This window comes from Pantoea sp. SM3640 (assembly GCF_015654165.1).
In the GTDB taxonomy this organism is placed as follows: Bacteria; Pseudomonadota; Gammaproteobacteria; order Enterobacterales; family Enterobacteriaceae; genus Pantoea; species Pantoea vagans.
The window spans coordinates 1,953,140-1,968,793 of the sequence record NZ_CP064872.1 but is presented as its reverse complement, the minus strand read 5'-3'; the positions used below and the strand labels follow the sequence as shown (position 1 = coordinate 1,968,793).

The 15,654-nt window shown below is 59.4% G+C and carries 13 protein-coding genes; 7 read left to right on the top strand and 6 right to left on the bottom strand.

Annotated features, from left to right (window positions below; translation table 11 throughout):
- Positions 1-30: 30 nt before the first annotated feature.
- The 4 genes from IV493_RS09100 (at position 31) to IV493_RS09085 (ending at position 1,739) form a co-directional block, all read left to right on the top strand.
- Positions 31-525: an Rrf2 family transcriptional regulator gene (locus tag IV493_RS09100; RefSeq protein ID WP_013357792.1), complete on the top strand. Its 495-nt coding sequence runs from the start codon at positions 31-33 to the stop codon at positions 523-525.
- A gap of 195 nt (positions 526-720) precedes the next feature.
- Entirely contained in the window at positions 721-903 is a 183-nt protein-coding gene (locus IV493_RS09095; protein WP_095707240.1) for a type II toxin-antitoxin system HicA family toxin, read from the top strand.
- A 22-nt stretch (positions 904-925) separates the two neighbouring features.
- Positions 926-1,351 carry a type II toxin-antitoxin system HicB family antitoxin gene (locus IV493_RS09090; RefSeq protein WP_033783026.1) on the top strand — a complete coding sequence of 142 codons (426 nt, stop codon included), beginning with the start codon at positions 926-928 and terminating at the stop codon, positions 1,349-1,351.
- Between the two features lie 82 nt (positions 1,352-1,433).
- A complete protein-coding gene (locus IV493_RS09085) occupies positions 1,434-1,739 on the top strand; it encodes a type II toxin-antitoxin system HicB family antitoxin (protein WP_230300008.1) in 306 nt (101 codons plus the stop codon).
- A gap of 68 nt (positions 1,740-1,807) precedes the next feature.
- Here IV493_RS09085 and oqxB read toward each other — a convergent pair whose 3' ends face one another.
- Positions 1,808-4,960: a multidrug efflux RND transporter permease subunit OqxB gene (gene oqxB, locus IV493_RS09080; RefSeq protein ID WP_013357794.1), complete on the bottom strand. Its 3,153-nt coding sequence runs from the start codon at positions 4,958-4,960 to the stop codon at positions 1,808-1,810.
- Positions 4,961-4,972: 12 nt separating this feature from the next.
- Complete coding sequence (locus IV493_RS09075) at positions 4,973-6,127, bottom strand: efflux RND transporter periplasmic adaptor subunit (RefSeq protein ID WP_013357795.1); 1,155 nt, start codon at positions 6,125-6,127, stop codon at positions 4,973-4,975.
- 301 nt (positions 6,128-6,428) lie between these two features.
- Between IV493_RS09075 and IV493_RS09070 the strand changes: the two genes are divergently transcribed.
- From IV493_RS09070 to IV493_RS09060, 3 genes are all read left to right on the top strand, one after another.
- Entirely contained in the window at positions 6,429-6,770 is a 342-nt protein-coding gene (locus tag IV493_RS09070) for a helix-turn-helix domain-containing protein (protein ID WP_013357796.1), read from the top strand.
- Between the two features lie 86 nt (positions 6,771-6,856).
- The gene (locus IV493_RS09065) at positions 6,857-7,291 is read left to right on the top strand and encodes a ribonuclease domain-containing protein (protein WP_195858126.1); all 435 of its coding nucleotides are present in this window, start codon (positions 6,857-6,859) and stop codon (positions 7,289-7,291) included.
- A 2-nt stretch (positions 7,292-7,293) separates the two neighbouring features.
- On the top strand, positions 7,294-7,557 hold the full coding sequence (locus IV493_RS09060; protein WP_013357798.1) for a barstar family protein: 264 nt from the start codon (positions 7,294-7,296) through the stop codon (positions 7,555-7,557).
- Here the strand turns inward: IV493_RS09060 and IV493_RS09055 are convergent.
- The 4 genes from IV493_RS09055 to IV493_RS09040 all read right to left on the bottom strand — a co-directional run bounded on the left by IV493_RS09055 (position 7,554) and on the right by IV493_RS09040 (position 15,606).
- Positions 7,554-9,920 (bottom strand): virulence factor SrfC family protein, encoded by a 2,367-nt coding sequence (locus IV493_RS09055; protein WP_195858125.1) that lies wholly within the window; start codon positions 9,918-9,920, stop codon positions 7,554-7,556. The two genes, IV493_RS09060 and IV493_RS09055, sit on opposite strands and share 4 nt — an antisense overlap.
- A complete protein-coding gene (locus IV493_RS09050) occupies positions 9,917-12,880 on the bottom strand; it encodes a virulence factor SrfB (protein ID WP_195858124.1) in 2,964 nt (987 codons plus the stop codon). Before IV493_RS09050 ends, IV493_RS09055 begins: the two co-directional genes overlap by 4 nt.
- Before the next feature lie 2 nt (positions 12,881-12,882).
- Positions 12,883-14,262, bottom strand: coding sequence for an SrfA family protein (locus IV493_RS09045; RefSeq protein WP_195858123.1), 1,380 nt, complete (start codon positions 14,260-14,262; stop codon positions 12,883-12,885).
- Positions 14,263-14,433: 171 nt separating this feature from the next.
- Entirely contained in the window at positions 14,434-15,606 is a 1,173-nt protein-coding gene (locus IV493_RS09040) for a benzoate/H(+) symporter BenE family transporter (protein ID WP_095707233.1), read from the bottom strand.
- Positions 15,607-15,654: the final 48 nt, after the last annotated feature.

The following is a 15,654-nucleotide window of genomic DNA, read 5'->3' as shown; positions in this document are numbered from 1 at the left end:
ATAAGATGCACCGCAACTCAGGATAAAGAAATGCTTGATTACCGCTTCCCGACAGCTTTGCAAATGGTTCTGAGCGTAGCGATGGCGGAGCAAATGGGTAAACGCTCTACCAGCGCGATTCTGGCCTATGGGCTGGAAGCGAATCCCAGTTTCATCCGAAAATTAATGGTCCCGCTGACCCGTGACGGCATTATCGTCTCTACGCTGGGCCGTACCGGTTCGATTCATCTCGGCCGTCCTGCTGCGGATATTACCCTGCGGGATATCTATGTCTCCGTCATTGAAGACAAAAAGATCTGGGCCGCGCGTCCCGATGTCGCGCCGCGCTGTCTGGTCAGTGCCAACCTCTGCTGGTACTTCAAATCGATAGCCGACGAAGCCGAGCAGGCATCGCTGGATGTACTCGCAAAACGCACCGTGGCCGACGCGCTGAACGAGCTGAAGAAACGCGACACCAGCAACTGCACCGCCGTACCGGAACCTGAACCCGAAGAGAGTGAAGAACTCTGCAAAAAGAGCCGCTGATTGCGGCTTTTTTTATATCTGCTGATCAGTATCGTCCTGCCTCAAATCTGCCATAAATCAATACCCATCTTTCTGAGTTCGGTCATCGCGATAAACGTAATAAATTGTTTGAAAACTCAGTCAGGGTCCCAACATTATTGTTGCCTTAAGTACCACCAATGTTATTCTTGCTGTTATACACAGCGAGGGAACGCGATGAAGTACAGTGAATTCAGACGCTGGCTCATTCAGCAGAGCGCTATTTTGACTAAGCACCGCAGTGGAAGCAGCCATTTCAAGGTCTTCCTGGGCGACAGGCAATCCATTTTTCCGGATCATGGAGCGAAAGAAATGCCTGAATGTACGCGCAGAAAAATTTTAAAAGATCTGGGCCTGTGAGCCCGATCAGAGAGGTAACCCTATGTTTAATTATGCCGTCAGCTTAACCCATGACGCCAAAACCGATACCTATGAGGTCTCGTGTCGTGATTTGCCGTTACTGCATTCCGTCGGCGCCACCGTTGAGGAAGCACTGTCAGAAGCCAAAGATGGACTGGTGACGGCTATCTCTCTTGAGATGGATACCCGTCGTCCGATTCCGGTCGCCAGTAAACCGCTGGAAGGTGAATACATTGTCTCCGTACCTGTGCTGGTGGCGATGAAAGCGGCACTTTATAACGCAATGATTGAAACCGGCACTCGTAAAGTCGATCTGGCACGCCAGCTGGGCGTGAATGGCCCACAGGTTGATCGACTGCTGGATGTTGAGCACTCATCGAAAGTTGAAAAAGTGGAGATGGCGCTGGCGCAACTGGGACGAAAAGCCCAAATTGAGATTCGCACCTGATTATCTGCCCGCAAGAATAATGCAGGAGTTTAAGATGGATAATTATTCTGATCTGGCTACTGTCGCCGGGTAACCCGCAGTCATCACTTACGTTCCCGAAATCAACCTGTTCCGTGGACGCTTTACTGGCCTGTCAGGCTACTGTGATTTTGTCTCTGACAGCGTGCAGGGCCTGCACAAAGAAGGGGAGATTTCGCTGCGCAAATACCTGGAAGATTGCGCTGCCTCCGGCATTCATCCCTATGCGGAGCAGGAAAAAATCAAGACCTTTACGCTGCGCTATCCTGAATCGCTGGGCGTGCGGCTCTCGCAGGCTGCTGCGCAAAATGAAACCTCCCCGAAAGCGTTTATCGTTGAAACGCTGAATGAAAAATTAAATCAGCGTTAATCACCATGCTGCCAATCTCAGACAAAAAAAGGGGCGATCACCCGATCGCCCCTGTTAACGTTTACGGTTTACGCCGTCACTGATTCCGCGTTATCTGACCGGCGCGTCACCAGCTTGCGCAGGGCGACATAGAACACCGGCGTCAGGAACAGGCCGAACAGCGTTACGCCAAGCATGCCGGAGAAGACGGTAATACCGGTCACGCCGCGCACTTCTGCACCCGCACCTTCACCCAGAATCAACGGGATGGTACCGGCGATAAAGGCGATTGAGGTCATCACAATCGGACGCAGACGCAGGCGACACGCTTCCAGCGCCGCTTCGATAATCCCTTTGCCCTGAATCTCCAGCTCGCGCGCAAACTCCACGATAAGAATCGCGTTCTTACAGGCGAGGCCCATCAGCACCACCAGTCCGACCTGCACGAAGACGTTGTTGTCTCCGCCAGTCAGCCAGACGCCAAACAGCGCAGAGAGCATCGTCATCGGCACAATCAGGATCACCGCCAGCGGCAGCGTCCAGCTCTCATACAGCGCCGCCAGCACCAGGAACGCCAGCAGGACGGCCATCGGGAAGACAATCAGCGCGGTATTGCCCTGGGTTGACTGCTGATAGCTCAGGTCGGTCCACTCGATGTTCATACCGTTAGGCAACAGCTGACCGGACATCGCTTCCAGCTGACTCATCGCCTGCGCCGAAGAGAGCACGCGCGGGTCGGCATCGCCAATCAAATCCGCCGCCGGATAGCCGTTATAGCGGATCACCGGATCGGGGCCGTAGGTAGTGGTGATGTTCACCATGCTGCCAATCGGCACCATCTCACCGCGGTCGTTGCGGGTACGCAGGTTGGCAATATCCTCGACGCTGTCGCGGAACTCCCCATCCGCCTGCGCCATGACGCGCCAGGTGCGCCCAAAGCGGTTAAAGTCATTCACGTACGACGAGCCGAGATAGGTCTGCAGCGTGCTGAACAGCGCGGTCAGCGACACGCCCTGAGCTTTGGCTTTATCCCGGTCAACCTGCACATCAAGCTGTGGAACGTTGGCCTGATAGGAGGAGATAGGGAAGTGCATACCTGGCGTCTGCATGATGCTGCCCGACAGCGTATTAATCGCCGTCTGCAATGCGCCATAGCCCAGACCGGCACGATCCTGCACATAGAGCGAATAGCCCGAACCCTGACCCAGCCCCAGAATCGGCGGCGGCATAATCGAGAAGCCAAAGCCCTGCTGGATCTGCGCGATTTTCGCATTGATCTCTGCGTTAATCTCCGCTGCTGTGTGCTTGCGCTCATTAAACGGCTTCAGGCCGAAGAACACCGTTCCGCTGTTCGGGGTGTTGGTGAACTGCAGCGCATTCAGGCCGGGGAAGGCCACCGCATAGGCGACGCCATCGGTCTGCATACCGATTTCGCTCATCTTACGAATCACTTCATCGGTGCGTGCCAGTGAGGAGCCTTCCGGCATCTTCACGCCGCCAATCAGATAGAGCTTATCCTGGGTCGGGATAAAGCCACCCGGCACGGTGTGGAACATAAAGCCGGCACCGGCCAGCAGCAGGATATAGACGCCAAATACCGCGCCACGGCGACGCAGCGTGCGGCCGACCAGCGACTCATAGCCGTGCGCACTGCGCTGGAAGAAGCGGTTAAACGGACGAAACAGCCAGCCGAACAGCGCATCAATGATCCGCGTCAGCCGATCTTTCGGCGCATCATGTCCTTTCAGCAGCATCGCCGCCAGCGCAGGCGAGAGCGTCAGCGAGTTAATGGCCGAGATCACCGTGGAGATCGCGATCGTGGTGGCGAACTGCTTGTAGAACTGCCCGGTCACGCCAGAGAGAAACGCCATCGGCACAAACACGGCGCACAGCACCAGCGCGATGGCGATGATCGGCCCGGAGACCTCACGCATCGCCTGATGCGCGGCGGCGCGCGGCGACAGTCCCATCTCGATATTACGTTCGACGTTCTCCACCACCACAATGGCGTCATCCACCACAATACCGATCGCCAGCACCAGCCCGAACAGGCTCAGCGTGTTAAGCGAGAAGCCAAGCAGATAGAGCACGCTAAACGTACCCACCACCGAAACCGGCACCGCCAGCAGCGGAATAATCGAGGCGCGCCAGGTCTGCAGGAACAGAATCACCACCAGCACCACCAGAATCACCGCCTCCAGCAGGGTCTGCACCACCGCTTTAATGGAGTCGCGGACAAACACGGTCGGATCGTAAGGCGCAGCCCATTTCACATCGTTAGGGAAGCGGGTTGCCAGCTCATCCATTTTGGCGCGAACCGCATTGGAGAGGTCGATGGCGTTAGCGCCCGGCGCTTGGAAGATGCCGATACCGACCGCATCTTTGTTATTCAGCTGGGAGCGCAGGGCATAGCTGCCTGATCCCATCTCAATCCGCGCCACATCGCGCAGCCGCACCAGCGAACCATCTTCAGAGGTTTTCAGGATGATATCGCCAAACTGCTGCTCGCTCTCCAGTCGGCCCTGAGTGTTGATCGACAGCAGGAAGTCGCTCTGCTTTTTCAGCGGCTCCGCGCCCAGCTGACCGGCAGAGACCTGCACGTTCTGCTCCTGCATCGCCGTCACCACGTCAGAGGCCGTCAGGCCGCGCGCCGCGACTTTATTGGGATCAAGCCAGACGCGCATCGCATATTCACCTGCGCCAAAAATCTGGATCTGACCGACACCCGGCAGGCGCGCCAGCTCATCTTTCACCTTGAGCGTGGCGTAGTTACGCAGATAGAGCGAATCGTAGGTATTGTTCGGTGAGAACATGTGCACGACCAGCGTCAGCGTCGGCGACATCTTCTGGGTGGTAACACCCAGCCGACGCACATCTTCCGGCAGACGCGCTTCCGCCTGTGCCACGCGGTTCTGCACCTGCACCTGTGCCTGATCGGGATCGGTGCCCGGACGGAAAGTCACGGTCGTCACCAGCACGCCGTCCGAACCGGCCACTGACTTCATGTACATCATGTTTTCGACGCCGTTAATCGCCTCTTCCAGCGGCGTCGCCACGGAATCCGCAATCACTTTCGGGTTAGCGCCAGGGTACTCGGCGCGCACCTGCACGCTGGGTGGCACAACGTCGGGATATTCACTGATCGGCAGCAGCGGAATGGCAATCATGCCGGTAACAAAAATCAGGATCGACAGCACCGCAGCAAAAATAGGCCGGTCGATAAAAAAGCGGGAAAAGTCCATAGCGGCCTCGAATTATTGAGCGGCTGCCGCACGCATGGCGACCTGCTGAGCAGTGACCGGCATGCCGGGCATAAATACTTTTTGCAGACCGGCAATGATGACCTTGTCACCGGCTTGCAGACCCGATTTAACGATACGCAGGCCATCCACCATCGCGCCTGGCTGGATATCGCGCCGCTGCGCTTTACCTTCACCGTCCACCACGTAGACATACTTGCGATCCTGATCGGTCAGGACCGCTTTATCGTCAATCAGCACCGCTTCGAACTGCGCGCTACCGGGCAGACGCACACGGGCAAACAGACCCGGCGTGAACTGACGCTGCTGATTGTCGAGCAGGGCGCGCATACGAATGGTGCCGGTACTGGCGGTCAACTGGTTATCCATGAAGTCGATCCTGCCCTGATGCGGAAAACCCTGTTCGCCGACCAGGCCAATCTCAGCGGGCAGGGCATGGCGCTGCTGGCCCTGACGCGTCATCGCCTGATAGTTGAGGAAGGTGTTTTCATCGACATCGAAGTAGACATACATCTGCTGCTGCGACACCAGCGTGGTCAGCACACTGGCGCTGTCACCAGCGGTCACCAGGTTACCGGCGGTGATCATCGCCCGGCTGGCGCGGCCATCGATCGGCGCAGTGACGCGGGTGAAGTCGAGGTTCAGCTGAGCCATGTCGACCGCGGCTTCAGCGGCCAGCACATCGGCCTGCGCCTGGCTGGCAGCAGAGCGACGCTGTTCCCACGCCTCGCGGGAAATCGCCTGGGTGCCAATCAGTTTCTCGCTGCGGCCCGATTCGCTGCGGGCCAGACTGGCCTGACTGCGCGCCCGTGCCAGTTCCGCTTTGGCCTGCTCCAGCGCCGCGCGGTAGCTCCGGTCATCAATGGTAAACAGCACCTGACCTTTTCTGACCTCATCGCCTTCGCGATAGTTAACGGCGTCGATATAGCCCGAGACGCGCGGCCGCAGCTGAACGCTCTGCACCGCTTCCACCCGGCCATTGAAATTGTCCCACTGGCTGACCGGCTTGATCAGCACCGGCGCGGCACTTACCTCAGGCGGTGGCGGTGGGGCGTTTTGCGCCACACCTTTATCGCAGCCGCTCAGTTGCGTGATGAGCAGTACCATCCCTAAGAGGGTTAAACCCTGACGAACCCGGTTCGTAATCATTGTTGTTATTCCGCGATAGATATAAAAGACGACCTGCAGGCCAATATTTGCAACTTTTAATATTGCAATTAATCGCAGGGAGTGTAGGCTTGCGTCGCGGGCAACTGCAAGAATAACAGATACACTTTATGTGCGGTTTTGGACAGAGCGTTGAAAGCCTGACCAGTTGCGTTAAAACCCTACAAACAGTGCGGCATTTAATGTACTAATAAAACTTGCATTAAATGGCATAGTCAGCCACCCTTAAGTGTAACTGCAACTGATACTAATACTTTTCGCTACAGCGACGGGAGAGACTGGAATGATGAGTGACGCCTTTATTCATGATTTAATCGACTGGATTGATAACAACATTGAAGCACGTCTGGACCTGGATACGGTTTCAGAACGCGCCGGTTACTCTAAATGGCACCTGCAGCGTATGTTCAAAGAACATACCGGCTACCCACTGGGTGAATACATCCGGGTTAAGAAACTGAAGAAATCAGCCGATCGTCTGACCAGCACCGATGAACCGATTCTCAATGTGGCGATCTCATTAGGCTTCGACTCTCAGCAATCTTTTAACCGCAGCTTCAAACGTCAGTATGGTGTCGCGCCGGGTGCATGGCGTCGGCACAGCGGGGAATCGCACGCCGCATAACCTCGCCAGGGCCAGCTTGTCTGGCCCGCGCTTTTCTCCGGGCGCAAAACTGGTATCATCTGCATCCTGTCGTCACGGATGCCATCATGTCAAAAAAACTCTGGATTGGACTTTTTCTTGTCCTCGCGGCCTGTTTCTACGGCCTTAAACCTTATCTGAATACCGTTTCAGCCCCTGCGCAGGCGGATATCGCCACCCTGACTGACGCCCATACCGTGGCGCGCTGGGTGCTGCAGCATCAGCAATTGCCGGACTACTACCTCACTAAAAGTGATGCGCGTAAGCGTGGCTGGAATCCGGCTAAAGGCAATCTGTGCGAGGTGCTGCCGGGCAGAGCTATCGGCGGCGATCGCTTTACCAACCGTGAAAAGCGACTGCCCGCGCGTGCAGGCCGTCAGTGGTATGAAGCGGATGTGAATTATCGCTGCGGTCACCGCGACGCCGATCGCCTGGTTTACTCCTCTGACGGGCTGGTATTTCTCTCCACCGATCACTACCGCAGCTTCAGACAGGTGCCCTGATCATGCTTAACCTGACCTTTGATCTGCGTCAGCTCACCACGCGCGCGGCCTTTTATCAGCAGTTTGCTGAGCAGAGCGGCTGCCCGCAGAGCTTCGGACATAATCTGGATGCGTTGTGGGACTGGCTGACGGGCGGAATGGCGCTGCCTGCCACGATGTGGCTGCAGCACTATGCTGCGCATCAGGCCGATTTAGCGCCGGTGCTGGCGCTGCTGGAAGAAGCGGCGCAGTCGCTGGAGGGCGAACTGCGCCTGATTATCGATTAAGTGCGCAGGGGCTTAAGGAGCGCAATCAGCGCTTCGCGGGCCGCCAGCGGCAGGTCGCCGCCGCCGGTGTAACCATTGTTCTCAATGATCACCTGATTCAGCCCCACCAGCCAGTCGTAGATATAGTAGGCGGTGTGGTTGGCCGGCGCAGCAGAGAGCTTGGTCAGGCGCTGACCGGCACTGAAGCTGACGCTGGGTGCCGGCGGACGGGAGAAAATCGCCTGACCCCGGTTAACCCGGCTGGCAGGGCGTTCCGATTCAGGCCGCTGTAAGAAGCCGAGCCAGGCCACAAAATCCCCCAGCACCGTCATCGCCCGCGTCACCTGACGATCGGCGCGGGATTCATGGCTGACGCTCTGGGTATCCGGCTCATGCAGCGCCTGCTGCAGTTTCTGTGCGATATCGGTGCGGAAACCGGCTGTAATTAACTCTTCAACCAGCCACTCCATCGTCGCCTTGTCCACATTCAGCAACGCCAGCAGGCTGCGGTTTTCCGGCAGCTGACGCAGATGATCCAGCCACAGCAGCAGTACCTGACGGGGATACTGCTGGGTGCTCTGCAGACTCTGACGCGGCTGAACCGGCGCTTCCGCCGGACTCTCGCTGAACAGGTCAAATTCAAAGCCGATACCAAACTGATTTTCCGGTGCCTGTATCGTGGCCGGCTTGCTGCCTGGCAGGGCTGACTGATTGAGCCAGAGCTGGCGCAGCGCTTCACGCGGCGGCTGCAGGCGCTCCAGCAGTTCACCATGCAGGCCGGTGCGATGCTGTAAACACTTCAGCAGCGTGTCGGCGATATTCTGTTTGCGTGCCGCCTGCTCCGGGCTGGCACCCGCTTCGGTCCAGGGCAGCAGACGTCGCTCTACCACGGTGTGCTGAATCTGTGCCAGCTGAGCCAGCAGCATGTCGCGGCGGGCTTCCGGCTGCATCTCCTCCAGCAACCAGCTCGCCATGCGGTCGACGCCTGCGCGATCCAGCGCCAGCATCGATCCCCAGTGCTGACCGGGCTGTCCCATCTGACGCTGAACCGCCTCATCTACGTTGACCTGCTGATGACGGGCATCGAACGGGGTAATCGCCCAGATCAGACGCGGTTTCTCTGCGGATTCCTGGGCAGGCTGGTGACGCTGCCATTCGCGCAGTGTTTCGCTGGCAAGATCGGCATCCTGACGGTGGCTGGCTGCGGTGCAGACCAGCAGCAGATCAATCGCCTGCCGCGCGGCGTAAAAGCCAGGCAGCAGGGCGCGTTTCTGTTCCAGCAGCTGAGCACGCAGCGGATCCTGCTGCTGCAGGCGCTGGCGATCTTCCTGCGTTGCCGCATCACTGGACTGACCCGGCGCGGGCAGCTCCAGCATATCGGCATCATCATAAAGCGCGGTTCGCGGAGTAGAACTCAGCGGGACCAGCACCTCCAGCGTCAGCAGCGCCAGTAATCCCAGCGGCACGTTCTGCGCCTTGCCGATGCGATTACCGTTCATCGGGCAGACTTCCACTGACTGCTGCTGATCCTGTTCACTGGCCGGCACAATCAGCTGCTCGGCGGGCAGCAGTGATGCGTCGGTCAGCAGGCTCAGCGGGGCGAGCACCCGGCTGCTGTTACGCAGCTGATGACGCAGGTGCAGCAGGGTGCGCAGCATTTCATTCAGGGCAGGCTGAGCAGGCCACAGCAATGAAAAGAGCTGTACCCGATCGTCAACGCTGAGCCAGGGCGCCAGCTCAACGGCCTGCGGCCAGAAATGGCGATCCAGCCGCGCATCGTGGTGCGGGCGACGGCGGCTCCAGGACCAGAGGGTGACCAGCGCGTCGCCTTCCAGACCGGCCAGCGGCGTGGTGAGGCGATGACGCTGCAGGCGCTGCAGTGTGCTGTCGATCTGTGCGGTGTCGGGCGTGGACGCTCTGGCACAGGCGACCATCAGCCGCACCAGTTCCGCTTCGCTCAGCAGCGTCAGTTCAACCGGCCATTCGCCTGACAGCGGTTCGCGCTGATGGCTGAAGCGGGTGGCGGTCGCAAAATCGAGGTTGCCGGGATTGATATGCTGGAACCAGCTCAGCTGTTTATCGCCCATCCGGGTCACTAACTGGCCCTGGGCATCGGCCACCATTTCGTTCAGCAGCCAGGCTTTACCCGCCTGGGACTGACCAAACAGCGCCAGCGTGACCGGACGCGCCACCTGCTGTGCCAGCGCCTGAGTCTGCACGCGCGCCTGGCGCAGTTGCAGCGTCAGGGTTTCTGCTTCCAGCGCCAGACGCGGCGACTGCTCACGGGTGGTCTCAATCCAGTTCAGGCTGTTATTCAATGCGTCCTGCAACAGGCTGAGACGTTTTGCCAGCGTTTGTGGCTGACGGGGTTTTAACGCTTTCATCGTTTACATACGCTCCCGCTGTCAATCCAGTATTGCGCATTGGCATTGCCGGTCGCCGACAGGGTATTCAGCTTCAGACTTAACTGCTCCAGCGGCACGCGGGTGCCATCGTCCAGGCGCGCATCGCTCAGCACCAGACTTTCCGGGCCGGCGGCGTCGGGACCGGCTTTGACGGCCAGACGGATGCGCAGCACGCTTTCACCGGCTACTTTGCGCGCCAGCGTGGCGTCGTTCAGCGTCAGGCTGTAGAGCGGCGAGGCGGGCCAGCGTTCGTTATCCAGCTGACGGAAACCGAGACAGACGTTGCCGCGAATACGGAAACTGCTTTTTTTATCCAGCGCATAGCCGGGATCGTCGAGGTCAATTTCGCTGTAGCAGAGGTTCTCGTCCGTCAGCGCCTGGTTTTCATCGAGCATGCCAAGGTAGCGAATGGTCGAATAGGGTTCAAAATCCCCGGCACGGAACCAGAAGCTGCTGAGCCGCAGGTCCAGCGCCAGCAGGCAAAGCATCGCGCCGACCGCTGCAGTGGATTTCGGGTTATCGATGCGGCCATGTTTGTTAAACGGATACCAGTCGCTGGTGTGGTAGCCCTCCAGCGACAGAATACGGCTGCCCGGCAGCGGCTGCAGATGGCGCACCAGCGCCTGAATACCCGGGAAGCGCGACGGACGACCGGTCAGCAACAGCACATCGCACTGATAGAGCGACACCACTTCACACATGGAGCGCAGCGCCGGAATAATCGCCATGCGGTGCTGCATAAATTCGCCGTGCAGCTGCGACAGGCTCACCACCAGCGGCACCTGCAGCAGGTCAAAGCGGCTGTTACCGCCCAGTTCGCGCTGAATTTCACCGTTAACAAACGCCAGCACCGCCTCGCCCGGTGGCTGATCGACCAGCTCGCCAAACAGCGCGTTGATCTCCGCATGGCTCTCCAGCGGATCCCAGTTTTCGTAACGCTCCAGCACCGCCTGCGCCAGCGGAATAAACAGCTGTAAGGTGACCTGCTGACGCAGCGTCGCCTGACCGTCCATACGACTGTCGTGACCGAACAGCTTGTTCATCAGCGGTTCCGCCAGGGTCAGGCCTGCTCTCTGCAGATGCTGCTGCAGCGCCGGTAAGATCCACAGCTGAATCACATCCAGCAGAATGTCGTCGCCCGCCACTTTAAAGCCTTCACGGAACAGCAGGCGCGGGGTGATTTTGACGTTGTTACCCTGACCATCATCCAGACGATACTGCGTGATGGCGAGGTCGGTGGTGCCGCCGCCGATATCAATCGAGGCGATCCGCAGGCTTTTGCCTGGCAGTTCGTCGGCCTCGCGCGGACGATCGGGACGGGCCATGCTGCTGAAAAAGTCTTCGGCGCGACCGGCAAAGTTGACCTGGGTTTCATTGAACAGCCAGACCATCTGGCCACAGGTCGCTTCATCCCACTCCATCTGCACATCCGGCAGCGGTTTCGGGTTCTGACGCGGCAGCGAAGGCGACAGATCATCGCCGTCTGCCAGCCAGCCCTCGGCTTTCCAGACCAGCGCCAGCGCTTCCTGCATCCGGCGGCGGAAAATTTCGCGCTCCGGCTTCGGCATTGCTGACGGCAGCGTCAGGATCACATGGCGCAGCTGACGCGGCGCGTGGCTCTGCGGCATACGCTGACGCTGTGCTGCGCTGTTCATCTGCATCAGCGCCTGCGCCAGCAACTCACACAGCATAAAGGTCATCAGCGAACTGCGGCTGTAATGCGGTGAAAAGACCGGCAGACGATCGTCGGGTGCCAGCGAAGAGAGCGGCTGGCCTTCGTCGTTCAGCAGGGTGGTAAAGGGGGCGGCATAGGCCAGGGGTTCAGCCTGATCGCCAGGCGTGTTAAAACGCCAGCCTGGCTGATAACGGGCTTCATCCCACAGATAACGGCGCGGGCTGGAGAGGCCGGTGCTGCCTTCCAGACCCACACGCTGCAGGGCCAGACGGCTCGCTTCGCGTCCGACGCGCGTCAGGGAAGGCCACATAAAGGCCTGCTCACGCCCGCTCTCCAGCGAGAAGTTCGCTTTGCCGAAACGCGTCTCAGCAAACTCCAGACGGCTGTCAAACAGCTCGTTGTAAACCTGATGCGGCTGTGAGAGATCGCGCAACTGCAGCTCATAGGTCTGCTTCAGGCCGTTGCTCTCTTCCGGATGATCTTCCACCAGAATGCCGCAGGTATGGGAGTTGCCGACATCCAGAATGATATCGACGTTGACCGCCGGAGTCTGCAGCGTGGCGGCCTGGATGTGGATCTCGCTGAGGTCGAGCTGCTCGCCCAGCAGCTCAAGCAGATTGAGGTAGTGCGCCTGATATTCAAATTCGCGCAGAGCCTGATTAATCGCCTGTTCGCGGCGATCGGAAACGCGGTCGGTAAAGGATTCACGCAGCCAGCCGTCAACCCAGGTCAGGTCAAGAAAATCACCCAGCTCGTAGTTGTGCCAGGCCAGCGCAAAGGTCACGCCGTTCTGTGCATCCGCGGCGCTGAGGCCGAGCTGTTCGCCGCCATCCTGTTCCGCCACGCAGCGGGTATCAAAGGCCAGGGTGACGCGATGGGTATTGCCTGCCGCATCGGGCGCGGGCAGGGCCACCAGACGCATCCGCGCCCAGTTTTCCGGGCCGCCGATAAAACGACGGCCGCTGGCGCAGCGCAGCATCGGCAGCGGCAGCCAGCAGGCAGCCAGCAGAGTGAGCGAGTCCGCCAGGGCGATATCGGACTCCGGGCGCACCACTTCAGCAGCACCCCCATCTTCCGGGTAGAGCATGAATTTACCGCTGTTGCCATCGACGTTCAGGCGCAGCAGCGGGCCGTTAGCGGTCTGGCGCACAAACTGACGGCGCGCCTGGGTAGCTGAGAGTTGCAGGCCAAAATCCAGAAACTGCACACCGCTGTTTTCAATCAGCGAAATTTTTTGTTTGTCATCGATCAGGGGAGCCAGCATCGTTATTTACTCTCACGCTTAATCGTCATCGGGAAGACCCGGTCTTCAGCATACTGTGCTTCACACACGGCGGCGCCCATACTCGCATGGCAGACCAGCAGTGGCATACGGTAGCGCGAATTGTTCTGGCACTTCGCCGTGTAGCGGCTCTCAATCACCAGGTTACCGGCGCTGGTCATAGCGGCGCTGACATCCGCTTTACAGCTGGTATTACCCTGCGCGACCTGCACGCTGCCTTTACCATTTTTAAACTGGAAGCGCATCACCGGCGGTTTACCGGTTGGCGTCGGCATCTGGTCGATAGTGACACGCCAGCGGCCATCAATCACCTGCACCTGGCCTTCGCGCACGGCGTCCGGCGTGACAATCAAATCATCAGGTTTAGCCGGAACCGGCGGGGTCACCACACTGGCAAGGGTAGCAGATGAAGCGGCAGGTGAGGCTTCGGTCGTGCCAGCGCTGGCTGGTTTTTGCGGCTGCGACTCCGGTTGTTTCTCGGCTGTGGCTGTCTCCGCCGGTGTCGTCGCTGACGGTGTAGCAACAGGTGTGGCCGCCGCCGGTGTTGGGGTGGAAACCGCGGCGGGAGCGGAAGTCGCAGGGGCTGCTGCTGGCTTCGTTGATGCCACTGGCGTGGCGACAGGCTCAGGACGATGCAGCAGCACGGCCACCGTTACGGCGGCAGCAATCGCCACCGGCGGTAACAGATACCAGACGCGGAAACGGCGGCGAGCCGCCACGGGTGCAACAGGCTCAGGCTCAGGTTCAGCGGCTGCCGCGACCGGCAGCGGCTCCTCTTCAGGTGCAGGTTCAGGCTCAGCGACGATGACCGGCTCGGCGGCAACAGGTGCGGCAGGCAGCTCTGGCAGTGGTTCAGCCAGCGCCACCGGCAGATTCTCCTCCAGCGTGTCACGCAGGCAGGCCAGCGCATCGTCGCGGCTGCGTGCCTGGGCATCGACAAAACCCCAGAAGGTAATGACCGGTTTGCCATCAACCAGATAAACATACTGCTGGTCGGGAAATTGCAGGGTTTTGCTCAGCAGCGCACCAAACAGCCGCATCGACGGGTTCTCTGCCGCGCGTGCGCGCGTACTGAGATCCTGCATATCCTGCTGGCAGGCGGTGAGCTGCTGCAGCGCCGCCCGACGTTCATGATCGCTGGCGCCCAGCCAGGATTTTACCCGGCCGCTGAAAGGGGCATACCAGTCGAGGCGATCGCCCCGTTCATTGGCCTGAGGAATGGCCAGGCAATCTGCCAGTGCGCCCTGACGGCGCAGGCGCAGGGTTTCACGAATTTGCAGTGCTGAGGCGTAGACCGGCTGGCCATTTTCACCTAACGCCAGAACTGCATCTAAATTACCGCTGCGCAGAAAAGTTTTTGCCACCTGTTGGGCCCTTATCGGTCGTTGTCTGAGGCAGAAAATCGCGTGTTATCGACGATTAGGTTGATTTTACGCGGGGCAATGACAAATCAAACGGCAGAAAAGGAGCTAAATCCAGTGTTTTTTTCACCGGCGGGCGGAAAAATAACCGATATTTCAGCAGCTATCACGCAATCAGGCGGTTTTACGCACCAGCAACAGGTGAGCGATAACGCCACCTATCAGTCCCCAGAAGGCAGGGCCAATGCCAAGTAAAGAGACGCCTGATGCGGTGATCAGAAACGTGATCAGTGCGCTGTCGCGTTCGGCAGGCACATCGAGTGCGCGATGCAGGCTGCCGCCCAGCGTGGCCAGCAGAGCCAGACCCGCCAGCGCCTCAATCAGCACGGCGGGCAGGGCACTGAACAGCACGGCGATCAGCGCACCGGACGCGCCCGCCAGCAGATAAAAGACCCCGGCGAGCGCTGCGGCACGCCAGCGTTGCTGAGGATCTGCATCGACCTCATCGCTCATGCAGATCGCCGCCGTAATCGCCGCCACGCAGACCGAAAAGCCGCCAAACGGCGACAACAGCAGTGCCGTAACACCGGTCCAGCTCATCAGAGAAGAGACCGGCGGACGGTAGCCGTGTGCCTGTAACGTCGCGATGCCGGGGGCATTCTGCGACGCCATGGTCACCAGGAAATAGGGCACGCCGATTCCCAGCAGCGTGGTCAGGGTAAAGTGCGGCATTACCGGCTCCGGCAGCGCCAGCATCATCGACTGCGGCGGAAAGTGGATGGCATGCTGGGCCATTGCCACGGCAATCCCCACCATCAGCGTCACCAGAATGGCATAGCGTGCCAGCCAGCGACGGGCCAGCAGCCAGGCGAGGCACATGCTGCCACACAGCACAACGTTGCTCTGTAAATCGGCAAAGGTCTGTAGCCCGAAGCGCAGCAGAATTCCCGCCAGCATCGCCGCCGCCAGCGAGGCGGGAATGTGGTTCATCAGCCGGGCAAACAGGCCGGTGACGCCGCACACCACAATCAGCAGGTTGGCAAAAACAAACACGCCCACCGCTTCATTCAGCGAAACGCCGTGAAAGCTGGTTGCCAGCAGCGCGGCACCCGGCGTGGACCAGGCGGCCAGCACCGGCATACGGTAGCGCAGTGAAAGGCCCAGCGAGACGATCCCTTGCGCGAGTCCCAGTACCGAGAGCCAGCCGCCAATCTGCGCGGGCGTGGCACCCGCCGCCTGAAACATCTGATAAATAATCGCGCCGCTGCTGCTGTAGCCCACCAGCACAGCAACAAAGCCGGAGACCAGCATCGGCAGGGTAAAACGGGACGGTTCGGCTCTCGTCATGGTCAGACTCTTCATGAGGTTGTGCGTTATAGCGCACATGTTCGCATA

Bases quoted from the DNA above. Each gene is read 5' to 3' on its own strand.
- IV493_RS09040 (WP_095707233.1), bottom strand. From the start codon at position 15,606: ATGACGAGAGCCGAACCGTCCCGTTTTACCCTGCCGATGCTGGTCTCC.
- IV493_RS09070 (WP_013357796.1), top strand. From the start codon at position 6,429: ATGATGAGTGACGCCTTTATTCATGATTTAATCGACTGGATTGATAAC.
- IV493_RS09060 (WP_013357798.1), top strand. From the start codon at position 7,294: ATGCTTAACCTGACCTTTGATCTGCGTCAGCTCACCACGCGCGCGGCC.
- IV493_RS09065 (WP_195858126.1), top strand. From the start codon at position 6,857: ATGTCAAAAAAACTCTGGATTGGACTTTTTCTTGTCCTCGCGGCCTGT.
- IV493_RS09050 (WP_195858124.1), bottom strand. From the start codon at position 12,880: ATGCTGGCTCCCCTGATCGATGACAAACAAAAAATTTCGCTGATTGAA.
- IV493_RS09100 (WP_013357792.1), top strand. From the start codon at position 31: ATGCTTGATTACCGCTTCCCGACAGCTTTGCAAATGGTTCTGAGCGTA.
- IV493_RS09055 (WP_195858125.1), bottom strand. From the start codon at position 9,920: ATGAAAGCGTTAAAACCCCGTCAGCCACAAACGCTGGCAAAACGTCTC.
- oqxB (WP_013357794.1), bottom strand. From the start codon at position 4,960: ATGGACTTTTCCCGCTTTTTTATCGACCGGCCTATTTTTGCTGCGGTG.
- IV493_RS09090 (WP_033783026.1), top strand. From the start codon at position 926: ATGTTTAATTATGCCGTCAGCTTAACCCATGACGCCAAAACCGATACC.
- IV493_RS09095 (WP_095707240.1), top strand. From the start codon at position 721: ATGAAGTACAGTGAATTCAGACGCTGGCTCATTCAGCAGAGCGCTATT.
- IV493_RS09075 (WP_013357795.1), bottom strand. From the start codon at position 6,127: ATGATTACGAACCGGGTTCGTCAGGGTTTAACCCTCTTAGGGATGGTA.